At 65.4% G+C, this 21,068-nt stretch carries 19 protein-coding genes; 12 read left to right on the forward strand and 7 right to left on the reverse strand.

The genetic code is table 11. The features are described 5' to 3' along the window. Positions 1 to 17: 17 nt before the first annotated feature. Positions 18 to 1,502: a choice-of-anchor A family protein gene (locus tag C3E77_RS00445; protein WP_108389852.1), complete on the reverse strand. Its 1,485-nt coding sequence runs from the start codon at positions 1,500 to 1,502 to the stop codon at positions 18 to 20. A 181-nt stretch (positions 1,503 to 1,683) separates the two neighbouring features. On the opposite strand from C3E77_RS00445, the gene C3E77_RS00450 reads away from it, so the two are divergent. Beyond that, positions 1,684 to 2,217: an META domain-containing protein gene (locus tag C3E77_RS00450; protein WP_108389853.1), complete on the forward strand. Its 534-nt coding sequence runs from the start codon at positions 1,684 to 1,686 to the stop codon at positions 2,215 to 2,217. 130 nt (positions 2,218 to 2,347) lie between these two features. Here C3E77_RS00450 and C3E77_RS00455 read toward each other — a convergent pair whose 3' ends face one another. Then, positions 2,348 to 3,793, reverse strand: a complete 1,446-nt coding sequence (locus C3E77_RS00455; protein ID WP_234031240.1) for an MFS transporter — start codon at positions 3,791 to 3,793, stop codon at positions 2,348 to 2,350. 48 nt (positions 3,794 to 3,841) lie between these two features. On the opposite strand from C3E77_RS00455, the gene C3E77_RS00460 reads away from it, so the two are divergent. From C3E77_RS00460 to bsh, 6 genes are all read left to right on the forward strand, one after another. Continuing rightward, complete coding sequence (locus tag C3E77_RS00460; RefSeq protein ID WP_108389854.1) at positions 3,842 to 4,405, forward strand: TetR/AcrR family transcriptional regulator; 564 nt, start codon at positions 3,842 to 3,844, stop codon at positions 4,403 to 4,405. Positions 4,406 to 4,506: 101 nt separating this feature from the next. Further along, positions 4,507 to 6,558: a M13 family metallopeptidase gene (locus tag C3E77_RS00465; protein WP_108389855.1), complete on the forward strand. Its 2,052-nt coding sequence runs from the start codon at positions 4,507 to 4,509 to the stop codon at positions 6,556 to 6,558. Positions 6,559 to 6,852: 294 nt separating this feature from the next. Further along, positions 6,853 to 7,770, forward strand: a complete 918-nt coding sequence (locus tag C3E77_RS00470) for a serine hydrolase (RefSeq protein WP_332835822.1) — start codon at positions 6,853 to 6,855, stop codon at positions 7,768 to 7,770. Positions 7,771 to 7,810: 40 nt separating this feature from the next. Further along, positions 7,811 to 8,095: a helix-turn-helix domain-containing protein gene (locus C3E77_RS00475; protein WP_108389856.1), complete on the forward strand. Its 285-nt coding sequence runs from the start codon at positions 7,811 to 7,813 to the stop codon at positions 8,093 to 8,095. A 64-nt stretch (positions 8,096 to 8,159) separates the two neighbouring features. After that, entirely contained in the window at positions 8,160 to 8,591 is a 432-nt protein-coding gene (locus C3E77_RS00480; protein ID WP_198410468.1) for a VOC family protein, read from the forward strand. Between the two features lie 144 nt (positions 8,592 to 8,735). Beyond that, entirely contained in the window at positions 8,736 to 9,734 is a 999-nt protein-coding gene (gene bsh / locus C3E77_RS00485; protein ID WP_108389857.1) for a choloylglycine hydrolase, read from the forward strand. Here the strand turns inward: bsh and C3E77_RS15315 are convergent. Beyond that, positions 9,731 to 10,987 (reverse strand): NUDIX domain-containing protein, encoded by a 1,257-nt coding sequence (locus C3E77_RS15315; protein ID WP_234031241.1) that lies wholly within the window; start codon positions 10,985 to 10,987, stop codon positions 9,731 to 9,733. The genes bsh and C3E77_RS15315 overlap by 4 nt on opposite strands. After that, a complete protein-coding gene (locus tag C3E77_RS00495) occupies positions 10,984 to 11,733 on the reverse strand; it encodes an alpha/beta fold hydrolase (protein WP_108389858.1) in 750 nt (249 codons plus the stop codon). Before C3E77_RS00495 ends, C3E77_RS15315 begins: the two co-directional genes overlap by 4 nt. Positions 11,734 to 12,060: 327 nt before the next feature. On the opposite strand from C3E77_RS00495, the gene C3E77_RS00500 reads away from it, so the two are divergent. Further along, positions 12,061 to 13,446: a glycine--tRNA ligase gene (locus C3E77_RS00500; protein ID WP_108389859.1), complete on the forward strand. Its 1,386-nt coding sequence runs from the start codon at positions 12,061 to 12,063 to the stop codon at positions 13,444 to 13,446. Between the two features lie 174 nt (positions 13,447 to 13,620). After that, on the forward strand, positions 13,621 to 13,977 hold the full coding sequence (locus tag C3E77_RS00505; RefSeq protein ID WP_108389860.1) for a DUF4190 domain-containing protein: 357 nt from the start codon (positions 13,621 to 13,623) through the stop codon (positions 13,975 to 13,977). A 91-nt stretch (positions 13,978 to 14,068) separates the two neighbouring features. Here the strand turns inward: C3E77_RS00505 and C3E77_RS00510 are convergent, their stop codons facing one another. The 3 genes from C3E77_RS00510 to C3E77_RS00520 all read right to left on the reverse strand — a co-directional run bounded on the left by C3E77_RS00510 (position 14,069) and on the right by C3E77_RS00520 (position 17,822). After that, the gene (locus C3E77_RS00510) at positions 14,069 to 15,487 is read right to left on the reverse strand and encodes a glutamyl-tRNA reductase (protein WP_108389861.1); all 1,419 of its coding nucleotides are present in this window, start codon (positions 15,485 to 15,487) and stop codon (positions 14,069 to 14,071) included. A 58-nt stretch (positions 15,488 to 15,545) separates the two neighbouring features. Beyond that, on the reverse strand, positions 15,546 to 16,694 hold the full coding sequence (locus C3E77_RS00515) for a hypothetical protein (RefSeq protein ID WP_108389862.1): 1,149 nt from the start codon (positions 16,692 to 16,694) through the stop codon (positions 15,546 to 15,548). A gap of 72 nt (positions 16,695 to 16,766) precedes the next feature. Further along, positions 16,767 to 17,822 (reverse strand): hypothetical protein, encoded by a 1,056-nt coding sequence (locus C3E77_RS00520; protein ID WP_108389863.1) that lies wholly within the window; start codon positions 17,820 to 17,822, stop codon positions 16,767 to 16,769. Positions 17,823 to 18,001: 179 nt separating this feature from the next. Here C3E77_RS00520 and hemE point away from each other — a divergent pair, with 179 nt between their 5' ends. From hemE to C3E77_RS00535, 3 genes are read left to right on the forward strand one after another with little or no spacing between them, the layout of a single operon-like run. After that, the gene (gene hemE / locus C3E77_RS00525; protein WP_108392862.1) at positions 18,002 to 19,111 is read left to right on the forward strand and encodes a uroporphyrinogen decarboxylase; all 1,110 of its coding nucleotides are present in this window, start codon (positions 18,002 to 18,004) and stop codon (positions 19,109 to 19,111) included. Beyond that, a complete protein-coding gene (hemG, locus tag C3E77_RS00530) occupies positions 19,108 to 20,664 on the forward strand; it encodes a protoporphyrinogen oxidase (protein ID WP_234031242.1) in 1,557 nt (518 codons plus the stop codon). Before hemE ends, hemG begins: the two co-directional genes overlap by 4 nt. A gap of 44 nt (positions 20,665 to 20,708) precedes the next feature. After that, positions 20,709 to 21,068 (forward strand): hypothetical protein, encoded by a 360-nt coding sequence (locus C3E77_RS00535; RefSeq protein ID WP_108389864.1) that lies wholly within the window; start codon positions 20,709 to 20,711, stop codon positions 21,066 to 21,068.

Consider the following 21,068-nt stretch of genomic DNA (forward strand, 5'->3'; position numbering starts at 1 on the left):
AGGGACCCGACCCGTTCTCAGCCCTTGCTCGTGCGACGCCGTCCGACAAGAAGGAGCGCGCCGCCCACTGCGGCAGCAGTCGCAATGCCGGTGAGTGTCGCTGCGAGGGAAACATCCCCTCCGGTGTCGGGCAACCGGTCGCCGTCATCTCCCCACGATGTTCCCGTCTGAGAATCCGGTGTCGGATCCGAGCCGGGACCTGGCGCGGGTGCGGTTGCGGTCTCCGTCGGAGTGGGAGTCGGGTCCGGCGTGACTGTTGGAGTTGGGGTTGGCGTGTCTGTGGGTGTCGGCGTTGGCGTTGGTGTGTCCGTGGGGGTTGGCGTCGGTGTTGGTGTGTCCGTGGGGGTTGGCGTCGGCGTCGACCCGTCCTCGTAGGTGCACGTGAGTTCGGCATTGAACGGGAAGCTGTGCACTTCCCTCGGTGCCCCGCCCGGAATGGCTGGCGTGCCGTGCGTGAACTGCGCCGCGATCACGTTTCCTTCGATGTTCTGCGTGACTTGCCAGCTCAGGTTGGCGGTTGGAGCGTAAATCGTGCCTTCAAGGCTGTCGCCGCCGGCGACGGTCACAGACGTCGCCTCTGGGAAGTTCCACAGGATGTACGGTGCCTGGGCCGAAGTCGCACCCGGCAGATTCGGAATGGAGCCATTGAACGTTTGCCCGCTGATGTTCACAAGCAAGGGAGTATCTTCGGCGGGCTGTGAGTCGAGAACGAGTTCGCTCAGCGCTTCGAGATCGGATGCCGGGATGTTCAGTACGTTCGTCACGCCGGGAGTAAGCGAGAGGTGACCCCGGGTCCCCGGAGCGATGGGCGAGGTGAGGGGCGTGCCCGCGTCATCGGTCAGTGTGGCGTTCGGGGTGCATTGGGCGAGTTGAGTGGTGAGCCCACGATATGCGGTGAACGCTCCCGGAATGTCGATCAGGTCAGTGCCGACTGCCGTGGAAACCTGGGTCGGCGTTTCGGTGATCGTTCCCTCGATTCGGGGAACGGAACCGTATGCTGCTCCGGGCTGCACAATGTTGTAGTTGACCGTCGCGTTGTTGTTGTCGCGGTCCAGGGCCAAATATGTCGATGCGTCGGCAATCTTCGTGAAGCCGTTGTTGAGCACCCTGAGCACGTTGGAGCCACTCGCTGCGAAGTCGACCCCTCCTCCGACATAGAGGTACGTCGGTTGAGTGTCACCGGGTGCTGTGAAGGTGTTGGGAAATAGACCGGCACCGGCGATTGAATAGCTAGCGCCGAAGCTCAGATCACCGCCCGCGGCGACTGTCCCTTCGGTCTCGTCGGCGTTCAAAGCAACGTCGCCTTCAACAAACACGGTGAAACCGCTATTCGCCGGATGCCCGCTCACCGTCACGGTGACAGGGTTGACGGGTCCGACCGTGACGGTCGCTCCCTCAGCGGGCAGAGACCCCGCAGCAAGAACAGTGGCGGCCGCCAGAACGCCAACCGTTCCGGCCACAATCGCCATTCCTGCAAGTCGTTTCGTCGTGTATCGCCTCATCGGGCTAGGTGTAGCAAGGAGGGGAGACCGACGGTAGAGACTTTCCTTGTTTTTGTCCGCACTGTCCTCTTGTTCGGCTCCCAGCGGGGCCGGACGACTCTGGTTGGCCCCCGTTAACCCGGCTTAACCTCGCCATAATCAACCCGGTGCAAGCACGTGCATTGGCTATTGGAGGGGTGTCATGATCAGTCAGACTCACAACAGCAGAGGCATGTCTGCGATCGTCGCGGTCTTTGCGCTCGCGCTCGCGTTGACGGGGTGCGGAGGGGGCCCGGACAACGGAGGACCGCCGCGCGACGGCGGTGGCGGTGGCGGCACCCGGGATACCGGTAGCCCCAAGGAGAGCGGTAGCCCCAAGGACAGCGGGCGCATACCCACCCTCACCGAAGAATTTGTTGTCGGGACGTGGGGCGATCCCGATGACGCCGATGACCCGTACCTCGAATTTGCCGAGGACGGAACTGTCACAGGCAGCGACGGATGCAACGACCTCGCGGGGACCTGGACGATCGAAGACGAGGCAGTGGTGTTCTCTGAACTCGCCACGACCCTCGTGGAGTGCGCAGGCGTCAACACCTGGCTGAGCGCAGCGGCCACAGCGGTCGTAGAGCCGGATGACGACGACGAACTGGCGTTCCTCAACGGTGAGGGTGTGCCGATCGGCACACTCGACCGCGACGGCCCCGACTACGACGATGACCGCGACGACGACTGACCGCGCCGGTTACTAACTAATCGCGACGGCAATACCGCGACGACGAAACAGAAAAGCGGGAGGGGCGAACCCCTCCCGCTTTTCTCGTAGTCGTAGTCGTAGTCGTAGTCGTAGCCGTAGCCGCAGCCATTCAGCCCAGGTGGAGTGCCTTCTCCGGAGTGGTGCTCATCGGCATCAGTTCTTCCTTGGATCCGCGGATGAACGTGGCGGCGATGATCGAGCCGATCACGAGGGCAACCGCTGTGCCGATGAAGACCGCCGAGTATCCCGAGACGAAGGCGTCGAGACCGGTGCCTGTCGCACTGCCCGCCGTGTACAGCGCCGTGTAAATGCCGAGTCCGATCGATCCGCCGATCTGCATGGCGGCGGTGTTGGCCGCACTCGCCGCACCCGCGTCGTGGGGTTCGACGCCGAGCAGGGCGAGGTTCTGCATCGGCACGAAGAGCATGGCCATTCCGACGCCGAGCAGCACGAGTCCCGGGAGGATCTCGGTCCAGTAGTTGCCCGTCGAGCTGAGCCCGCTGAGCCAGACCATTCCCGCTGCGGAAATGAGCGGGCCGACGACCATGAGGACCTTCGGACCGATCCGGGGCAGCAGCATCGTGGCGATCGGTGCGACGATGCTGATCACGATGGTCATCGGGAGCGAGGCGAGACCGGCGAGAAGCGGCGAGAAGCCGAGCACGATCTGCAGGTGGAACGTGAGGTAGAGCATCATGCCGATCATGACGCTGCCCGAGACCATCTGAAGAAGCAGTGAGCCCCCACGTACCCGGTTCGCGATGACGCGGAGAGGAAGCAGAGGCTGGGCGACTCTCGCCTGGGAGTAGAAGAACAGCGCCAGAAGCACGGCGCCGGCGCCGAGGAAGGCCCACGCGCTGAGTGAGCCCCAGCCGTGTTCGGCGAGGGTGAAGCCGTAGACGAGGGAGCCAAGACCCAGGGCGACCAGCACCGTGCCGAGGAAGTCGTACTTATTGTCGCCCTCGGCCTTGCTTTCGCGGAGGAGGTAGATTGCCGCGACCATCGCGATGAGAACCACCGGGACGTTGACGAGCAGGCACCAGCGCCAGCTGAAGAACTCGGTGAGCACACCGCCGAGCACGAGCCCGACAGCGGCACCGGCGCCAGCGACGGAACCGAAGACGGCGAATGCCGTGTTGCGTTCACGGCCGGAGGGGAAGGTGGTCGTGAGGATGGCGAGGGCCGCTGGCGCCATGAGCGCGGCGAAAACTCCCTGGAGGCCGCGGGCGACAATGAGTTCGACACCGGTGCCGATCAGTCCGCCGTATGCGCTGGCGATGCCGAAGCCGATCATGCCGACGATGAAGGAGCGCTTGCGCCCCCAGTAGTCGGCGATGCGGCCGCCCAGAAGGAGCAGGGCACCGAAGGCGAGAGCGTACGCCGTGACGACCCACTGGCGTTCGACGTCGGTGAGGCCGAGGTCGGCCTGCGCCTCTGGCAGGGCGATGTTGACGATGGTCCCGTCGAGGACGACCACCAGCTGGGTGAGGGCAACGATGGCGAGGACCCACCAGCGGCGTTTGTTCGAGAGCGGAGCTTCGGACTGAAGTGACACAGAAACCTTTTCCAAATAAGTATTTGCTTTTAGCTCTATTATGATTGCATGACCGTGGCATCCGTTCGCACCAAAGCTGTGATTCTCGACGCCGCGCGGCGTGAATTCGCGGCGCACGGGCTCGCGGGCGCACGGGTCGATCGCATCGCCAAACTGGCGGGCGCGAATGTGCAGCGCATCTACGCGTACTACACAGACAAGCAGGGTCTCTTCGATGCTGTCGTTGAGGATGCCGCCGACGACCTCGTCGCTGCGATCGGTTCGCCCGCCGACCTGGCCACATTTGCGACAGCGGTGTTTGACTTCGTCACGCAGAACCCCGACAGCACCCGCACGATGATCTGGGCGCGGCTCGAACGTGAAGAGGAGTTCTTCCGCCTGATGGGAACCCGCGCGAATGGTCAGACTCCGATTTCGGTGGTTGCCCGCCTGCAGGACGCCGGCCTGGTGACGACCGCGTGGGATGCCACGACGATCGTCGAGGCGATCATCGCACTCTGCGAGCGGTGGCACTCGAGTGCGCAGGAGAATGGCCGCGACCACGAGCGCTCCTACCGGGAACTCGTCGTCGGATTCGCCCGGACGTTCGAGGTGGAACCGGCCGCATCCTGAACCGGTGGAAATGCGCCTGCCCGGCCGTCGGCATCCGCGGTCGCGCGACGCGGTGAATCCATCCCTGTCTGAACGGCGGGCAGCGGAACTAGGGTGGAACCATGACTGACGCAGCGCTCCACTCCGGCATCGCACTCGACGAACTCGACCCGGAGGTGCGTCCGCAGGACGACCTCTACCGCCACGTCAACGGCAAGTGGCTCGACCGCACCGAGATTCCGGCAGACAAGGCCCGCTGGGGGTCGTTCCACCAGCTCGCCGAAGAGGCCGAGAAAGCGGTGAAGGACATCATCCTCGAGGCGCAGGGCGCCACCGAGACGACGGGTGAGACGGCCGTCGAGCAGCGCAAGGTCGGCGACCTCTACGCGAGCTTCATGGACGACGAGCTCATCGAGGCGCTCGGTGCAGCGCCGATCGCCGAGCAGCTCGCCTCCATCGACTCCATCGAGACGATCGAGGAATTCGTGACGGCTGTTGCCGCATTCGAGCGCGTTGGGGTCAGCGGGTTCTTCCAGCTCTACGTCGACAACGACCCGGGTAACCCCGAGCGGTACCTCGTGCTCATCGAGCAGGGCGGTATCTCACTGCCTGACGAGAGCTACTACCGCGAGGACTCCTTTGCGTCGGTGCGCGAGGCCTATCTCGGACACGTCCAGCGCATGTTCCAGCTCGCCGCTGACGGCATCGCCGATGGGGAGGAGTTCACCGCAGCCGACGTGCGTGCGCAGCGGGTCTTCGAGCTTGAGACCAGCATCGCGGCCGCGCACTGGGACAACGTGCGCACCCGCGACAGCGAGGCGACCTACAACCTGTATTCGTGGGCGGATGCCGCTGCCCTGTTCGCGGGGACCGCCGTCGACGTCAGCGATGAACGTGACGTCGCACGCTCGGCCGCCGGCATCCTCGAGACCTGGCGCACCGCGCTCGGTGCCCCCGAGCACGCGCTCGACGAGGTCGTGGTTCGTGAACCGAGCTTCTTCGAGGAGCTCGCGCCGCTCCTCGTGCCCTCACGCCTCGAGGCCTGGAAGGACTGGCTCGCCTGGAAGGTCGTCCACGGCGCAGCGCCCTATCTGTCCGGCGAGTTCGTCGACGAGAACTTCGACTTCTACGGCCGCACCCTCTCGGGCACGCCCGAGCTTCGGGAACGCTGGAAGCGTGGCGTCTCGCTGGTGGAGGGCGTCATGGGTGAGGCCGTCGGCAAGATTTACGTCGAGCGATTCTTCCCGCCACAGGCCAAGCAACAGATGGACGTGCTCGTCGACTACCTCGTCGAGGCGTACCGCGAGTCGATCTCGACCCTCGACTGGATGAGCGAGGCCACCCGCGCCCGTGCCCTCGAGAAGCTCGACAAGTTCACGCCGAAGATCGGATTCCCGGTGAAGTGGCGTGACTACTCCACGCTCACCGTCGACAAGCGCGACCTCCTCGGCAACGTGCGCAGGGCCAGCCAGTTCGAGTTCGATCGCGAACTCGGCAAGATCGGCAAGCCGCTCGACCGCGACGAGTGGTTCATGACCCCGCAGACGATCAACGCGTACTACAACCCGGGTTTCAACGAGATTGTGTTCCCCGCCGCCATCCTGCAGTACCCGTTCTTCGACGAGAAGCGGGATGCCGCGGCCAATTACGGTGCGATCGGTGCGGTTATCGGCCACGAGATCGGTCACGGCTTCGACGACCAGGGCTCGAAGTACGACGGCGACGGCCGACTCACCGACTGGTGGACCGAAGCGGATCGATCCGCGTTCGAGCAGCGGACGGCATCCCTCATCGAGCAGTTCAATGCACTCGCGCCCGCGCAGATTCCCGACCACCACGTCAACGGTGCGCTCACCATCGGTGAGAACATCGGCGACCTCGGGGGCCTGTCGATCGCGTGGAAGGCGTACCTGCTCTCGCTCGGTGGCCAGGAGCCCCCGGTGATCGACGGGCTGACCGGTGCCGAGCGGTTCTTCCTCTCCTGGGCGCAGGCCTGGCAGCAGAAGAGCCGTGACGCCGAGGCGATCCGCCTGATCGCCATCGACCCGCACTCGCCGAACGAGTTCCGCTGCAACCAGATCGTGCGCAACATCGACGAGTTCTACGAGACGTTCGGTGTGACGCCGTCCGACGCACTGTGGCTTGACGAGGGTGATCGCGTCACGATCTGGTAGCTGCGCGCCGGCGCCCGGCCCACGGCATCCGTTACCGAAAGCATCAGTTCCGGTCGAGCACATCAGTTCCGCGCGATGTTCTCGACCGGAAGTGGTGTTCTCGCGGTGGGGAGGCTGACGGGTGAGGCTCAGTTTTTCCGCCACCGCCGATGCAATTGAGGTACCGTTGTAGCGGTCGAACCGCTCGTCAGGCGGGTTTGCATAGCAGCACTCGACCGATATCGACGTCGATGCACTGTCCGGGACCCAGGGAGAGAGTGGTCACGGACGCGTCGACCCTTGTGATGGAGAACCGTGGTATCGCCGACCCCCCAAGCGCCGAAGTCTCACGACAGGCTGCGCGCGCGGGATCGGCGGCGGGCGAAGCACAGCTCGGCAGAGCCGAGCGACACGTTCACCCGCAGCTTCAAAGCGCTCGGGTACCTCGCCAGGAACGGTGTCCAGGTGTCGGCTCGGGTCACCGACCTCGCCAGTGGTGCTGAGCTCCTGAGCGTCGACGACTACGTCGTGATGCCGACGGCATCGATTGGCAAGGTCCTGCTGTTGATCGACGTCGCCGCGAGGCTCTCCGATGACGACTTCGCAGCGCTGACCATTCTCGACCGCGAGTCAGACGACTCGGTTGGAGACTCTGGCCTGTGGCAGCACCTCCAGGCGCCGTCGTTTCCGGTCGCCGACCTCGCTGCCCTCGTCGCCGCCACGAGCGACAACCTCGCCACAAATGTGCTTCTTCGCCTCGTCGGCCTCGATGCCGTGCGTCAACGCGCCGAGTCCATTGGCCTCAAGCGTCTCGCGCTCCTCGACAAGGTGCGCGACAGTCGCGGACCCGATGACGCACCCCACCTCTCCGTCGGCTCCATGAAGGAACTCGCCTGGCTGTTCTCCGCGCTTGCCCGCGGCGAGGTCGTCGACCAGGTGACGAGCCAGCGCGTGGCCAACTGGCTCTCGCTCAACACCGACCTCTCGATGGTCGCGTCGGCGTTCGGCCTCGACCCGCTCGCCCATCGCGGTGGCGACCACGGCATCCACATCTTCAACAAGACCGGCACCGATGTGGGTGTGCGCACCGACGTCGGAGCCGTGCGGGGACCGCGGGCCGGTGTTGCGTACGCGGTGTCAGCGTCTTTCACGGATTCAGGACTCCCGCCGCGGCTCGCGGTGCTCGATGCGATGCACACCATCGGGCTCGACCTCGTGGAGTACGTGCACTAGTTCGAGTGCGTGTGAATCGAGCGTCATCTACCCTCGACATATGCCTCGACCATCGCGCCCGTCACCGAGAGAACTCGCCGAGGGGTGGCCCGACTCACCATCCGCCGATCCGGTCGGCGAGGTCGCACGACAGCTGGCTCTGAACCTTCGCGCTGCCATCGACAATCGGAGTCTCCGCGCCGCTGCAGAGGCCGCCGGCGTGGATCACAGCACCATCCTGGCGATCCTGCAGGGGAGGACCTGGCCCGATCTCTATACGGTGGCCAGACTCGAGCAGGGTCTCGAGGCCGACCTGTGGCCTGGCCGCAGCCCCGGGCAGGCGTAGCGACCGCCGGGAAGGGCGCGCCCCGCTCCGCGGTTACACCCTCACAACACACAGAGGAGACACCATGGGCAAGGTTCTGCAGATGAGGCTCGTCGTCGAAGCCGAGGACTTCGACGCGGCCGTTGCGTTCTACAGGGATGCACTCGGCCTCCCCGAGGAGGCGGCGTTCGAGGGCGACGGTGACGCCAGGGTGATGATTCTCGACGCCGGTCGTGCCACGCTCGAGCTCGCGAACCCCGCCCAGAAGCGCATGATCGACGAGGTTGAAGTCGGCAGGCAGGTCGCGCCCCGGCTTCGGGTTGCCTTCGAGGTGACGGATGCCGACGAGCAGACGACGCATCTCACCGTGCACGGTGCTGAGCTGGTCGCGCCGCCGACGAAGACGCCGTGGAACTCACTCAACTCGCGTCTCGATGCGCCTGCGGGGCTGCAGGTCACGCTCTTCGAGGAGCTGGGCGACGCCGCGCGTCCCGAACCGGACAGCTCGGCGCGATAGCCCGGACTGTCGTGAGTGCCACAGGTCCCGCGCTCAGGACCTCTGGCACTCATCGTGGTGGCGCTTAGCGGCCTAACCTCGCCTCACCAATCCAACCCCGCACCACCACGCAGGTTGGGCATCGTCGTAACGGAGGCAAGTTGTATGTGCACGGGAGCGAACTACACCACGAGAGATCACTACTTCGGCCGCAATCTTGACCTGGAGTTCTCGTACAACGAGACGGTGACCGTCACGCCTAGGAACTTCGCGTTCGAATTTCGCAAGGAGGGAACCCTCCAGACCCACCACGCCATTATCGGGATGGCAACCATCGCAGATGGCTATCCCCTGTACTACGACGCGACCAACGAAAAAGGACTCAGCATGGCTGGGCTCAACTTCCCGGAGAACGCCGACTACAAGCCGGAGGCTGAAGGCAAGACGAACATCACGCCGTTCGAATTCATCCCGTGGATCCTGGGGCAGTTCGAGACCGTCGCCGAGGTCAAAGTTGCTCTGGCCACCCTGAACCTCGTGAAAATCAACTTCAGCGAGACCTTCCCGCTGTCGCCCTTGCACTGGATCATCTCTGACAGAGAGACCTCCATCACCGTGGAGAGCGTGCGTGAGGGATTGAAGGTCTACGACAACCCGGTCGGGGTCCTCACCAACAACCCCACGTTCGATATCCAGCTATTCAATCTCAACAACTTCATGCACCTGTCGAAGAACCCACCAACGCCGCAGTTCTCGGATGAGCTGGAGTTCGATGTCTACAGCCGCGGAATGGGTGCGATCGGTCTCCCCGGAGATCTGTCATCCGCTTCACGTTTCGTGAAGGCCGCGTTCACGAAACTGAACTCGGTTTCCGGCGACTCAGAATCGGAATCGATCAGCCAGTTCTTTCAGATCCTCGGATCCGTCGCGCAGCAAAGGGGGTGCGTCGAGGTATCCCCCGGGAAGTTCGAGATCACGATCTACTCTTCGTGCTGCAACACCGACAAGGGGATCTACTACTACACGACCTACGAGAACAGCCAGGTCACCGCGGTCGACATGCACAACGAAGACCTCGATGGAGCCGCGCTCGCTGATTACCCCCTGATCAAAGAGCAGCAGATCCACACGGCAAACAACCGCGCAACGGCCGAGAGCCGCTAGTCGATCAGGTCGAGCGCAGCGAGCTGCTTGAGCACCTCGGTGCCGGCCGGCGGGCACCGGTCTGCGTCTGCCGTCGTCACCCAGTGCACCTCGCTGACCTCGGCGCTCGGTCGCGGTTCGGCATCAGGAACACCCGAAAACACGACCATTCGCACCTGCCTGCCGTCGGGTTCGCCGTGCGCCTGGGTCACGACAGTGAAGAGCTGGTGCACGGTGCCGGGGACCAGGCCGACCGCGACCTCTTCCCTGGCTTCGCGCACCGCAGCATCCATGGCGGTCTCGCCATCGTCGATCTTTCCGCCGGGCATGTACAGCACATCGCGGCCACGTGCGCGCACCATGAGCACGCGGCGGTCGCGCACGAGAGCGACAGCTGACACGAGGATGTCGGGGTGGTCCTGAGCGAGGGTCGGTGCGTTGGCGGCGGTGGCTTCGGTCGGTGTCGAGACGGATGCCGGAGCCGCGTCGGAGGAAGGGCTGTGGTCGATAACGGTTGTGCCGTCATCGGAACCGAACGCGTCATCGGCGCTCGCAACGGGATCTTCGCCGTGGCCCGCCGGTCGGTTGGCCAGCAACCCCACGGCATCCGCTGCCGCGTCGATGGTGTCCGGCGCGTGCAGGATGCGGAAGTGGCCGCTCACCGGGACCTGGACGTTGGTCGCGCCGACCAGCACGCTGCCGTCGGGCACGTGCGGGTCGAACGGGCCGAAGATGGAGACGATCTCGGAGTTGACGCTGGAGTCGCGGCCGAGCAGCACGATTGTGTCGTCGGTCGGGGAGAACGCGCGAAGGGTTTGGCCGAGCACGTATTTGGCGTATCGCGAGCCTGCGAACGGGGTGCAGACGGCAACGAGTCCGCGAATGCCGAGGCTCTCGCGGTGGGTCAGCATGAGGTGCTTGCCGACGAGTCCGCCCTTGCTGTGCGCGACGATGATGCGTCCCGCCGGGTTTGCCCGTACACGCGAGAGCGCGGCGGCCAGCCGGTCGGAGGTGTCGATGATCGGCCGGAGGTTGTACCCGAGGCCGTGCACGATGCTGATCGGGTAGCCGTCTTCCCACAGCCGATCGGCGATGGGCTTGAGGAAGTTCCAGCGCTCGTAGACACCGGGGATGAGCACGATCGTGGGCTTGCCTGGCTCACCGTGCGCGTAATGTTCGGGCACGCGCCAGCCTCCCGCAATCGCACGGACGTGCAGTTGCGCAGCGTCGACATAGTCGACCGCCCAGATCCCAATCTTCTCGAGAAGATTCACACTCGCCCTTCCGCGTGACGGGCGATGAGCGCGCCGACGGCTTTGCCGTTCGTCATCATCACCTCATGACCAGTTCCCGGCACCTCGACGTAGCGCGAACGCGGGATGGCCGCCACGATGCGGTCAACCCAGCTGCGCGGGCACAGCTTGTCGTCACTGCCGCGCACAATCAGGGTGTTCGCGCGGATCTGCGGCATGATCTTCTCAACCTCGTGCCGCATCATCATCCTGAGCGTCTTGGTGTACCAGCGCGGCCCGGCCTTGAGGTAATACACGACACCGAACCCGAGCACCCGCCGTTTCGCTCCCCACAGGTCCTGCGCGAGCCGCCTGGCCTGGGTTGAAACCCGGCGTTCGTCGGGGTTCACCGTCGGGCTGATGAGTACGAGTGATTCGAAGAGGTCCGGATGCCGCGCGGCAGCTTCGGCGGCGACCTGCGAACCCATGGAGTGGCCAACGAGCACGACCCGCTCGAGCCGCATGCGTTCGACGAGCTCGGCGATGAGGTCGCCCGATTGCGCCATCGTGAGTGGGGTTTCCGGTTCGGGTGCATCGCCGAATCCCGGGAGGTCGAGTGCGAACACCCGGCCATGGGCGCCGAGAGTGTCGGTGAGGGTGCCCCAGTACCGCCTCCCCATGCCGATGCCGTGCAGAAGAATGAACGACGGCCCTGTGTGGAGTCCGCTCTCGGCGACCACCGTCACTCGCTCGCGCGTTCGGAACTCCTGGGCGCGGGGTGCTGGCATGCGGCAAGTCTACGGACGCTGCGTGTGCCCTCGGGTGGGCTTGCGCCTCTGGTCCTTCATCCGTCGCGGATGCCTGGTGTGTGCGACGTTTGTCGACATTCACGCCGGATGAACGGATGGCCGCACGCGGTTGGCACCGTCATCCGTCGCACGTGTCGGGTTTCCGCCGCGATTGTCGGCATTTGTGCCGGACGACGGATGCTGCGCGATCCTGCCGCCGGGAACGTTGCACGCACGTGCGCTCTGGCCGGGCGTCCAGACACGCGCGGCTAAGCTTGAATGGTCCGTGCAGCCGGCACGGTACCCCCTTTCGCATCAGGAGCCACAGTGGCCGCATCCAGCCGTCTCGACTCAGTCATCGCCCTCGCCCGCCACCGCGGATTCGTCTTCCAGGCCGGTGAGATCTACGGAGGCTCGCGATCCGCCTGGGACTACGGGCCCCTGGGCGTCGAGCTCAAAGAGAACATCAAGCGCCAGTGGTGGAAGTACATGGTCACCCGTCGCGACGACGTTGTCGGCCTCGACTCGAGCGTCATCCTCCCGAAAAAGGTCTGGGAAGCATCCGGCCACGTCGGCGTCTTCACCGACCCGCTCGTCGAGTGCCTGAACTGCCACAAGCGGTTCCGTGAAGACCACCTCCTCGAGGCATTCGAGGAGAAGAAGGGCCGTGCACCCGAGACCGGCATGCTCGAAATCGCGTGCCCGAACTGTGGCACCCGCGGTGAGTGGACCCCGCCTCGCGACTTCAACATGATGCTCAAGACGTACCTCGGCCCGGTCGAGGACGAGTCAGGCATGCACTACCTGCGCCCGGAGACCGCCCAGGGCATCTTCGTCAACTTTGCCAACGTCCTGCAGGCCGCGCGCGTCAAACCGCCGTTCGGTGTCGGCCAGATCGGCAAGAGCTTCCGCAACGAGATCACACCGGGAAACTTCATCTTCCGTACCCGCGAGTTCGAGCAGATGGAACTCGAGTTCTTCGTCGAGCCCGGCACTGACGAAGAGTGGCACCAGTACTGGATCGACTACCGCTTCAACTGGTACACCGATCTGGGCATCAACCCAGACAACCTGCGCCTGTTCGAGCACCCGGCGGAGAAGCTCTCGCACTACTCGAAGCGCACCGTCGACATCGAGTACAAGTTCGGCTTCACCGGTGGTGACTGGGGCGAGCTCGAGGGTGTCGCCAACCGCACCGACTTCGACCTCACCACCCACGCCGAGCACTCGGGCAAGGACCTTTCGTTCTTCGACCAGGGCAAGAACGAGCGCTGGGTGCCGTACGTCATCGAGCCGGCGGCGGGGCTTACCCGCTCGCTCATGGCGTTCCTCGTCGACGCGTACCACGAGGAGGAGGTGCCGAACGCGAAGGGCGGCACCGACAAGCGCACCGTGCTCAAGCTCGACCCGCGCCTCGCGCCGGTGAAGGTGGCCGTGCTTCCGCTCAGCCGCAACGAGGCGCTTTCGCCCCTCGCGCGCAAGGTGGCCGCTGAGCTCCGCGAGTCGTGGAACATCGACTTCGACGACGCCGGTGCCATCGGCCGCCGTTACCGCCGCCAAGACGAGGTGGGAACCCCGTTCTGCGTCACCGTCGACTTCGACTCGCTCGAAGACAACGCGGTGACCGTGCGTGATCGCGACACGATGGCGCAGGAGCGCGTGTCGATCGACAAGCTCTTCATCTACCTCGCTGAGCGGCTCAAGGGCGCCTGACCCCCGGTCGCTTCCCGTCGTGACAAACGGCCGCCTCTGCTTTAGGGGCGGCCGTTGTCGTACCCTCCGAAGTGCCACGAAAGGGGGGAGTTCTCCCCATGGCGCGCCCGGCGCGTGTAATTGACTCTCATTCAGCAGGCTGCCAGTCTGTAATCCGGCTTACGAAGGAGCACCATGTCGAACGACAACTACAGCAACACCCCGCCAGTGCCCAACGCTGGCTCCAATCAGCCTTACGCTCAGCAGGCGCCCCAGTACTCAGCCCCTCAGGCTCAGTACGGAGCACCGCAGGGACAGCCGGCGAAGTGGAACGTTCTCTCGATCATCACCCTGGTCAGCGCGGTTCTCGGGTTCTCGATCATCTCGATCGTTCTCGGAATCATCTCGCTCAACCAGATCAAGAAGACCGGCGAGCAGGGCAAGGTCCTCGCCATCGTCGGAATTGTGATCGGCGCACTCGCGACCATTGGCTACATCATCGCCATCATCACGTTCATCGCTGTGCTGAACGACCCGTACATGTATAGCTAGCACGTCCTGATCCGGCATTCGCCGGAGACAAGTTGCCCGCTCCACGAATTCGTGGGGCGGGCTTCTTCGTGCCAGGGGGGCCGGCGGCGGTCTAGGAGGCTTCGGCGTCCAGCTCGAGGTCGTCGTCGAGGTCGCCAGCGACTCCGAGCGTCCGAGTGATGGTCGCTGTTTCGGCGGTCGGCGCGGGAAGATCAGGGGCGGATGCCGCTTCCTCGTCGAGCGTGATGCCGAACAGTGTGTCGAGAGCCTCGACGTAACGGTCGTGGTCACCGGCCCTGGCATGTTCCCGTGCCCGAACCGTCGGCGTGTGCAAAAGGCGGCCCATCATGTGGCGCAGCGCGCGCTCAACGCTCCCGTCGGAATCGCGTGGGGCAACCCGGGCGATCTCCTGCTCGAGCACTTCAGATGCGCGAGACCGGAGAGCAACGACAGCGGGCGCGAGGCTTTGCTCGTCGGTGACCGAAGCGAACTTGCGTGCTGCCTTGTTGACGATCTGCCGTGCATGGTCTGTCGCCTGAAGCTCTTCGAGCGGGGCGTGGATGCGGATGGTCTCGAGGTCGAGCAGGTCGACACCGGCGAGGGTGGCGACGTCAGGGTCCACATTGCGCGGCAGACCAAGGTCGATGACGAGCTGGCCGGCAGAGTGATCGACGGGGCAGCCGGGCGTGCCATCGATCGGGAAGGCGGGCAGCGCCGCCTCGAGGTCGCGACGCCCAGCGGCAATGACCTCGGCATCGACCACAAAGCCGGATGCCGTTGTGCACGTCACGATGATGGTCGCCTCTGCGGCCTCCCGCGGGAACATATCAGCGTCGACGGGCCGGATGTCATGGCCGGCAGCGAACTTCGCCGCTCGGCCTGACGGGGAGTACACGGCGACGTCGGTGACACCGCGGTCGCGGAGTGCGGCGAGGCTGGCACCGGCGTATGCGCCGGTGCCGATGAGCAGAACCCTGACCGCTGACCAGTCGGTGATGCGGCTCTCGGCGAGATCGAGGCCGAGCCGCACGATCGAGCGACCCGCACGGCCGAGCGGTGTGTTGTTCTTGACGCCGCGCGACGTTTGGGAGGCGCGCTGGAAGAGTCGTTCGAGGTCGCTCGTGGTCGTCCCTGATTCGCGGGCGAGCTGAAGGGACCGGCGCACCTGACCGGCGATCTCGCCCTCGCCGACGACGACGGATTCAAGGCCGGCTGAGACGGCGAAAAGGTGGCGAGCGGCTTCCTCGTCCGTGTGCGTGTGCCAGGTCTGGAGCAGGGTGTCCGTGGCGATCCCTGTGGCCGCACTGACGGCATCCGTCGCTGCCTGAAGGGCAACCTGCGCGCCGGCCGTAACCGGCTCATCGAGGTCGATGTAGGCCTCGAACCGGTTGCAGGTGGCGATGACGATCGCACCGGCGACGCACTCGGAGTGGTTGAGGATGCGTTCGCCAACCGTCTCGGCGCCCGTAGAGAGTCGCTCGAGCAGATCGAAGGAGGCGTTTTTGTGACTCGCCGTCAGACACATGAGCACCCCCCAAGGATACCCCGTCAATTCTGAGCGTTCGGTCTGTCCTGGTTCGCGAGCGCGGTCAGCCCGCGTTGTTGGCGATTGCGACGACGACGACATAGGTGACGACGAGAATCGTGCTGAGAATCGCGCCACTGCCCGCCGTCATGCGCAGCCGCCTGCCGCCGGGAGCGACGCGGGGTTCGCCGGCCAATGACGGGGCCTGGTGCTGGCGGGCGGGCTGGTCGTGTGCGCCGGCGGCCGGAAGCGTTGCCCGCCGCGGTGATGCGCCGGATTCGTCGCGGCTGTCACGCCACCTGCCCCACCGGTCGATGGCCGCGGTGACGGCCGTTGTTGCCGCGACGACGTTGTGCCAGGTGCCCGGGTCGAGTGTCACAACGTCCCGGCTCGATTCGAGGAAAAGCCAGTCGTCCACGATCTCGACGTCGAAGCCGTGAGCCCGGTCAATGAGTTCGGCCATGACGTCGGGAGTGAAGAGGTAGAGGGCGTCCTGTTCATATCCCTCCGGGCAATACAGCGTGAAATGCTCGTCGAAGTCGCCCTCGAGGGAGAGTGCCTGTGCGCGGTGGGGAGTTGTGGTGGCGAGGGAGCGCCCGCCCGCTTGTGCCCGCAAGACGATGTGAGGAAGCGGGGCCGGCAGCCTGAGAGCGCAGAAGCCCCCGAACTGCAGAGCGCGGTCGCGTTTCGCGCCGATCTCGAGTTCGTAGTTCGCGAACTCGATCGAGCGTTCGCTGGGCGGCCTCATCAGCCGGGTGAGTGTGAGTTTGCCCCGGGCGGCCAGGGGCGCCACATGGCTGCCCTTCATCGGACCCGGTTCGTAGGTCATACCGTTGTCAGCGGCGAACCGCGAGAACCGATAGTGCCGCGTCGCCGTGCCGTGCCGTGCGGCGAGGCGCGATCCCGCCCGCAGCAGCGTGAACGCTGCCACGACAAAGAGGCCACAGATGGCCAGCATCCCGACGCCTTCTCCCGCGTCGCTTGCCTGCGCGGCCAGTTCCGCCAGGGCACCGAGCGCCATGGCGAGTGCGCCGAGCGATGCGGCAGCCCCGCCGATGTACAGCATCACGAGCCGCACCGTCATCGCTGGTTGCTTCACGCGCGGATGCTGTTCCGCGAACGCCCGGTAGAACCTCCGCACCTGTCGCCGCTTGGTTTCGGTTGTGAGTGCGTCAGTGCGCAGGCCGGTGCGGGTCTCGTCGCGTGTGTTCATTCTCAGGAGCTCCGTGGGTCTGTGGCGATCGCGGCGCGGCTCGGTCCGGGTGTCGGGGAGCGGCGGCAAGGCTCAGGGGAGAGAGTTGGCGATGAAAACCGCGGCGACGTAGGCGGCGACGAAAATGCCGGTCACGATTGCGCCGTTGCCTGCGACCATTTTCAGTCGACGGCCGCGTGGAGCCACTTGTTTTCCGCCCGGAAGCATCGTCGCTTGCCCGTCGCCGCCCCTGGGGAGAGATCCCGCTGACAGCCGGTCGTCGCGCCACTGTGCCCAGCGGTCGATCTTCGCGGTGATGGCGGCCGTCGCGGTGACAACCTTGTGCCAGGTCTCGGGATCCAGGGTGACCACGTCGCGGCTCGACTCGAGGAAGAGCCAGTCGTCGATGATCTCGACGTCGAAGCTGTTCACCCGATCGATGAGTTCGGCCATGACGTCGGGGGTAAACAGGTAGAGGGCGTCCTGCTCATAGCCCTCTGGACAGTACAGCGTGAAGTGATCGTCGAAATTGCCCTCGAGCGAAAGCACCTGCGCGCGTGCGGGAACCGCGTATGGCAGGACGCGACGGTCATTCTTCGCCACAAGCAGGATGTGGGGAAGGCTGTTCGGAAGCTTCATTGAGACGACGCCGCCGAACCCGGAGTTGCGGCTGCCGCTGGTCTCGGTGGCGAGGACGTAGTTCGCGAACTCGACCGCTCGCGGAGAAACCGGCCGCATCACGCGCGTCAGTATGAGCTGCCCCCGCTCTTTCCACGGCGTCAGGTGAGTGCCGGGAAGAGGGCCGGGGAGGTAGGCCATTCCGTTCTCGAACCCGAACTGCGCGAGGCGGTAGTGCCGCTCCGGAGTTCCGCGCTGCGCCCGGTGCCGAACACTGGCCCAGCAGAGCAGCACTCCGCCATAGAGAAACAACCCGAAGATGGCGAACATCGCGACGAGCTCGCTCACCATGTCGGGATTTGCCTCTTCGATCTCCTCGCTGATCCCGAAGGACAGGGCAAGCAGCCCGATCGGGAAGGCGAGGGCGCCGAGCGGCAGCATGATGCGCCGTACGACCTCGATGGGGTTTCGGACTGACGGATGCTGTGCGGCGAACGAGCGATAGAACGCCCGGACTTCTCGTCGCTTCACTCGAGCCGTGAGTGCATGCGTCCGGAGGCCAGTCCTGCGTTCCTCAACTGTCTCCACCCGGCGGTACCCAGATCTCTCTCTCGACTGTGCTGGAGCTGCTCCGTGTCGAGGGTAGCGGTTCGGCTGTGAGCATTTGTGCAAAAGTCTCCGGTGCCCTCGCAATTTGAGAGGATTGCAGAGTGCAGCTTTCTCAGAACCACCCGCTCGAAGCGGGACTCACCTCGTCGTCGCGGCTGATCACCGCCTACCGGGGCGAACGCCCAGACACCACTCCCGTGTGGTTCATGCGGCAGGCAGGCCGCTCGCTGCCCGAGTACCGGGACCTGCGCGTCGGGACCGCAATGCTCGACGCCTGCCTCAACCCCGAACTCGCGAGCGAGATCACCCTTCAGCCCGTCCGCCGCCACGGCGTCGACGCGGGCATCTTCTTCAGCGACATCGTCGTCCCGCTCAAGCAGGTCGGTGTCGAGGTCGACATCGTTCCCGGCAAGGGCCCCGTGCTCGGCAAGGCCGTACGCACCGCCGCCGATGTCGACGAACTCGTCGCGCTTGACCCGTCGGTGCTCGATGAGACCCTCGCCCCGGTCCGCGACGCCGTCGCGCTCACCGTCGCCGAACTCGGTGAAACCCCGCTCATCGGCTTCGCAGGAGCACCGTTCACGCTCGCGGCCTACCTCGTCGAGGGTGGACCGTCGAAGGACCACATCCACGCCCGTACCCTGATGCACGCGGAGCCCGAAGCATGGGCACGCCTGATGGAGTGGGTGGCAGAGGTCACCGGCCGTTTCCTCCGCGCCCAAGTGCTCGCGGGAGCCTCGGCAGCGCAACTGTTCGATTCGTGGGCCGGTGCGCTCTCCCTCGATGACTACGTGCGCTACGTCGCCCCGGCATCCGCTCGCGCTCTCGAACACGTGCGCGACCTCAGCTATACGGTCGCCGGCGAGGCGGACTCCCGCGACGTCCGCACGGTGCCGATCGTCCACTTCGGCGTCGGAACCGGCGAATTGCTCAAGGCGATGCACGACATCGGCGCTGACGTGGTCGGCGTTGACTACCGCGTCCAGCTCGATGAGGCATCGCGCCGGCTCGGTGGGCTCGTTCCCGTGCAGGGCAACATCGACCCTGCGCTGCTCGCGGCGCCGTGGCCGGTACTCGAGGCGCACGTGCTCGACGTGCTCGATCGCGGCAAAGCTGCGCCGTCCCACGTTCTGAACCTCGGCCACGGCGTGCCACCGGAGACCGACCCCACCGTGCTCACCCGGCTCGTCGAATTCGTGCACGCGCAGTGATCGAGCCGCGCCACGTTCTCGTCATCGGCGGTGGCATCGCCGGGCTCGTCGCCGCGCTCGACTGCGCTCGTGTTGGCATCCGAGTCACCGTCGTTGAGGCCGCCGACCGGGCCGGTGGTTCCGTCGCGACCGAAACCGTCGCCGGCATCCGTGTCGATACCGGTGCGGAGAGCTACGCAACGCGGCAGGGAACGGTGCGGAAGCTCGTCGACGAACTCGGCCTCGCGGACGCGGTCGTCACCCCCGCTTCGGCTGGCGCCTGGGTGCGGCTGCCGAACGGAGTCAGTGCGCCCCTCCCGAAGGCCGGCCTTCTCGGCATCCCGTCGAACCCGCTCGCGGACGACGTTCGCCGGGTCATCGGGTGGAGCGGAGCGATCCGGGCCTACCTCGACCGGATTCGTCCGGTGCTCACGATCGGACGTGAGCACAACCTCGGTGACCTGGTCTCGCGACGCATGGGTAAGGCCGTTCTCGACTCGCTCGTCGCTCCGGTGACCAGGGGCGTGTACTCCGCAGATCCGGCCGACCTCGATGTGACCCGGGCTGCGCCCGGCCTCAATAAGGCGCTGACCAAGGCGGGGTCGCTCTCGGGCGCGGTCGCTCTGCTCAGGGCAGCTGCCCCCGCCGGATCGAACGTCGAAGGTCTTGCCGGTGGTATGTACACGCTGGTTGAAGCGATGCTCGCCGAGCTCAGGCGCCGCGAGGCAACAGTGCTCCTCGGTACGACAGCCACCGAACTGCAGCGCCAGGGCGGTTCGACCCTGGACTCCGAGGTGGCGGCCGAAGCCCAGCCCGCAACCTGGCGAGCCCTCCTCGATGACGACACCACCATCGACGCCGACTACGTCATCGTCGCAACCCCGGAAGCTGAAGCGCTCCGCCTGCTCGCACCGCTCTCGGCGGAACTCGCTACAGAACAGCCGATCGAGACACCGACCGTCGAGCTCGCGACCCTCGTCATTGACGCCGCATCCCTCGACGTCAAGCCCCGTGGCACCGGGGTGCTGATCGCCGACCGACCTGAAGGATCAAGGCCGGCCGGGCGCGCGATCATGGCGAAGGCTCTGACGCACTCGACGGCCAAGTGGCAGTGGCTCGCCGACGAGGCCGGTCGTGAGCATCCGCACCGTCACGTCGTCCGCCTCTCCTATGGCAGGCTCGGTCAGGCCAACCAGACGCTGGGTCTTGACGATGAGGCGCTTCGCGCCGTCGCCGTCGCTGACGCGTCGGAGATTCTTGGCGTGCCCCTCGACGCCTCGCAGGTCGTGGGGTTCACCCGGACCGCGTGGGTCGGAACCCTCCCTGGAGCGGCAATCGGACAGCGCGAACGGGCCGAACGGCTCCGCGACGCGGCCGTGGCAATCGGGGATCTCGATGTGACAGGCGGTTGGCTCTCGGGAACGGGCCTGGCTTCGGTCATCCCCGATGCGCTCGCGGCGTCCGCGCGAATTCGCCATCTGGTCGCGGCGAGCTATCTCGAAGACGGCGTTGTGGTCGATCCGCATACCAGAACAGGCATAAACGACACCAGCCCGGACGCAAACCCGTCATAGGTACTACGCTTGAGCCACTGACGGCCGATCGAACGGAGTTACCCATGAGGGGCAAGCTGGTTTTTGTGGCAGGAATTGCCACTGGATACGTGCTCGGGTCCCGCGCGGGCCGCGAGCGGTACAACCAGATCAAGAAGAACTGGCTGAAGGTCTGGAACACCGACGTGGTGCAGGACAAGGTCGAGGTTGTGCAGGGCTTCGCGAAGGCACGCCTGAGTGAGGTTCCTGGCGCGGTTTTCGCCGGAGTCAAGAAGGTATCCACCGCTGTCGGCGGTGAAGGCACCCCCGGCCAGAAGCTCGACCGCACGATCGCGAAGACCAAGGACGCCGTCGACGACGTCGCAGAGCGGGTTCTCCCGCACGACGAGCCGTCGAACCCGTCAACCGGAACACCCTCGAAGTAG

The sequence above is a fragment of the Mycetocola zhujimingii genome (genome assembly GCF_003065425.1).
Lineage (GTDB): Bacteria > Actinomycetota > Actinomycetes > Actinomycetales > Microbacteriaceae > Mycetocola_A > Mycetocola_A zhujimingii.

What these genes read in the sequence shown, in the direction of transcription:
- C3E77_RS00480 (WP_198410468.1), top strand. Translation starts at nt 8,160, where the DNA reads ATGGGCAAGGTTCTGCAGATGAGGCTCGTCGTCGAAGCCGAGGACTTC.
- C3E77_RS00515 (WP_108389862.1), bottom strand. Translation starts at nt 16,694, where the DNA reads ATGAACACACGCGACGAGACCCGCACCGGCCTGCGCACTGACGCACTC.
- C3E77_RS00465 (WP_108389855.1), top strand. Translation starts at nt 4,507, where the DNA reads ATGACTGACGCAGCGCTCCACTCCGGCATCGCACTCGACGAACTCGAC.
- C3E77_RS00495 (WP_108389858.1), bottom strand. Translation starts at nt 11,733, where the DNA reads ATGCCAGCACCCCGCGCCCAGGAGTTCCGAACGCGCGAGCGAGTGACG.
- C3E77_RS00460 (WP_108389854.1), top strand. Translation starts at nt 3,842, where the DNA reads ATGACCGTGGCATCCGTTCGCACCAAAGCTGTGATTCTCGACGCCGCG.
- bsh (WP_108389857.1), top strand. Translation starts at nt 8,736, where the DNA reads ATGTGCACGGGAGCGAACTACACCACGAGAGATCACTACTTCGGCCGC.
- C3E77_RS00445 (WP_108389852.1), bottom strand. Translation starts at nt 1,502, where the DNA reads ATGAGGCGATACACGACGAAACGACTTGCAGGAATGGCGATTGTGGCC.
- C3E77_RS00475 (WP_108389856.1), top strand. Translation starts at nt 7,811, where the DNA reads ATGCCTCGACCATCGCGCCCGTCACCGAGAGAACTCGCCGAGGGGTGG.
- C3E77_RS00450 (WP_108389853.1), top strand. Translation starts at nt 1,684, where the DNA reads ATGATCAGTCAGACTCACAACAGCAGAGGCATGTCTGCGATCGTCGCG.
- C3E77_RS00505 (WP_108389860.1), top strand. Translation starts at nt 13,621, where the DNA reads ATGTCGAACGACAACTACAGCAACACCCCGCCAGTGCCCAACGCTGGC.
- C3E77_RS00535 (WP_108389864.1), top strand. Translation starts at nt 20,709, where the DNA reads ATGAGGGGCAAGCTGGTTTTTGTGGCAGGAATTGCCACTGGATACGTG.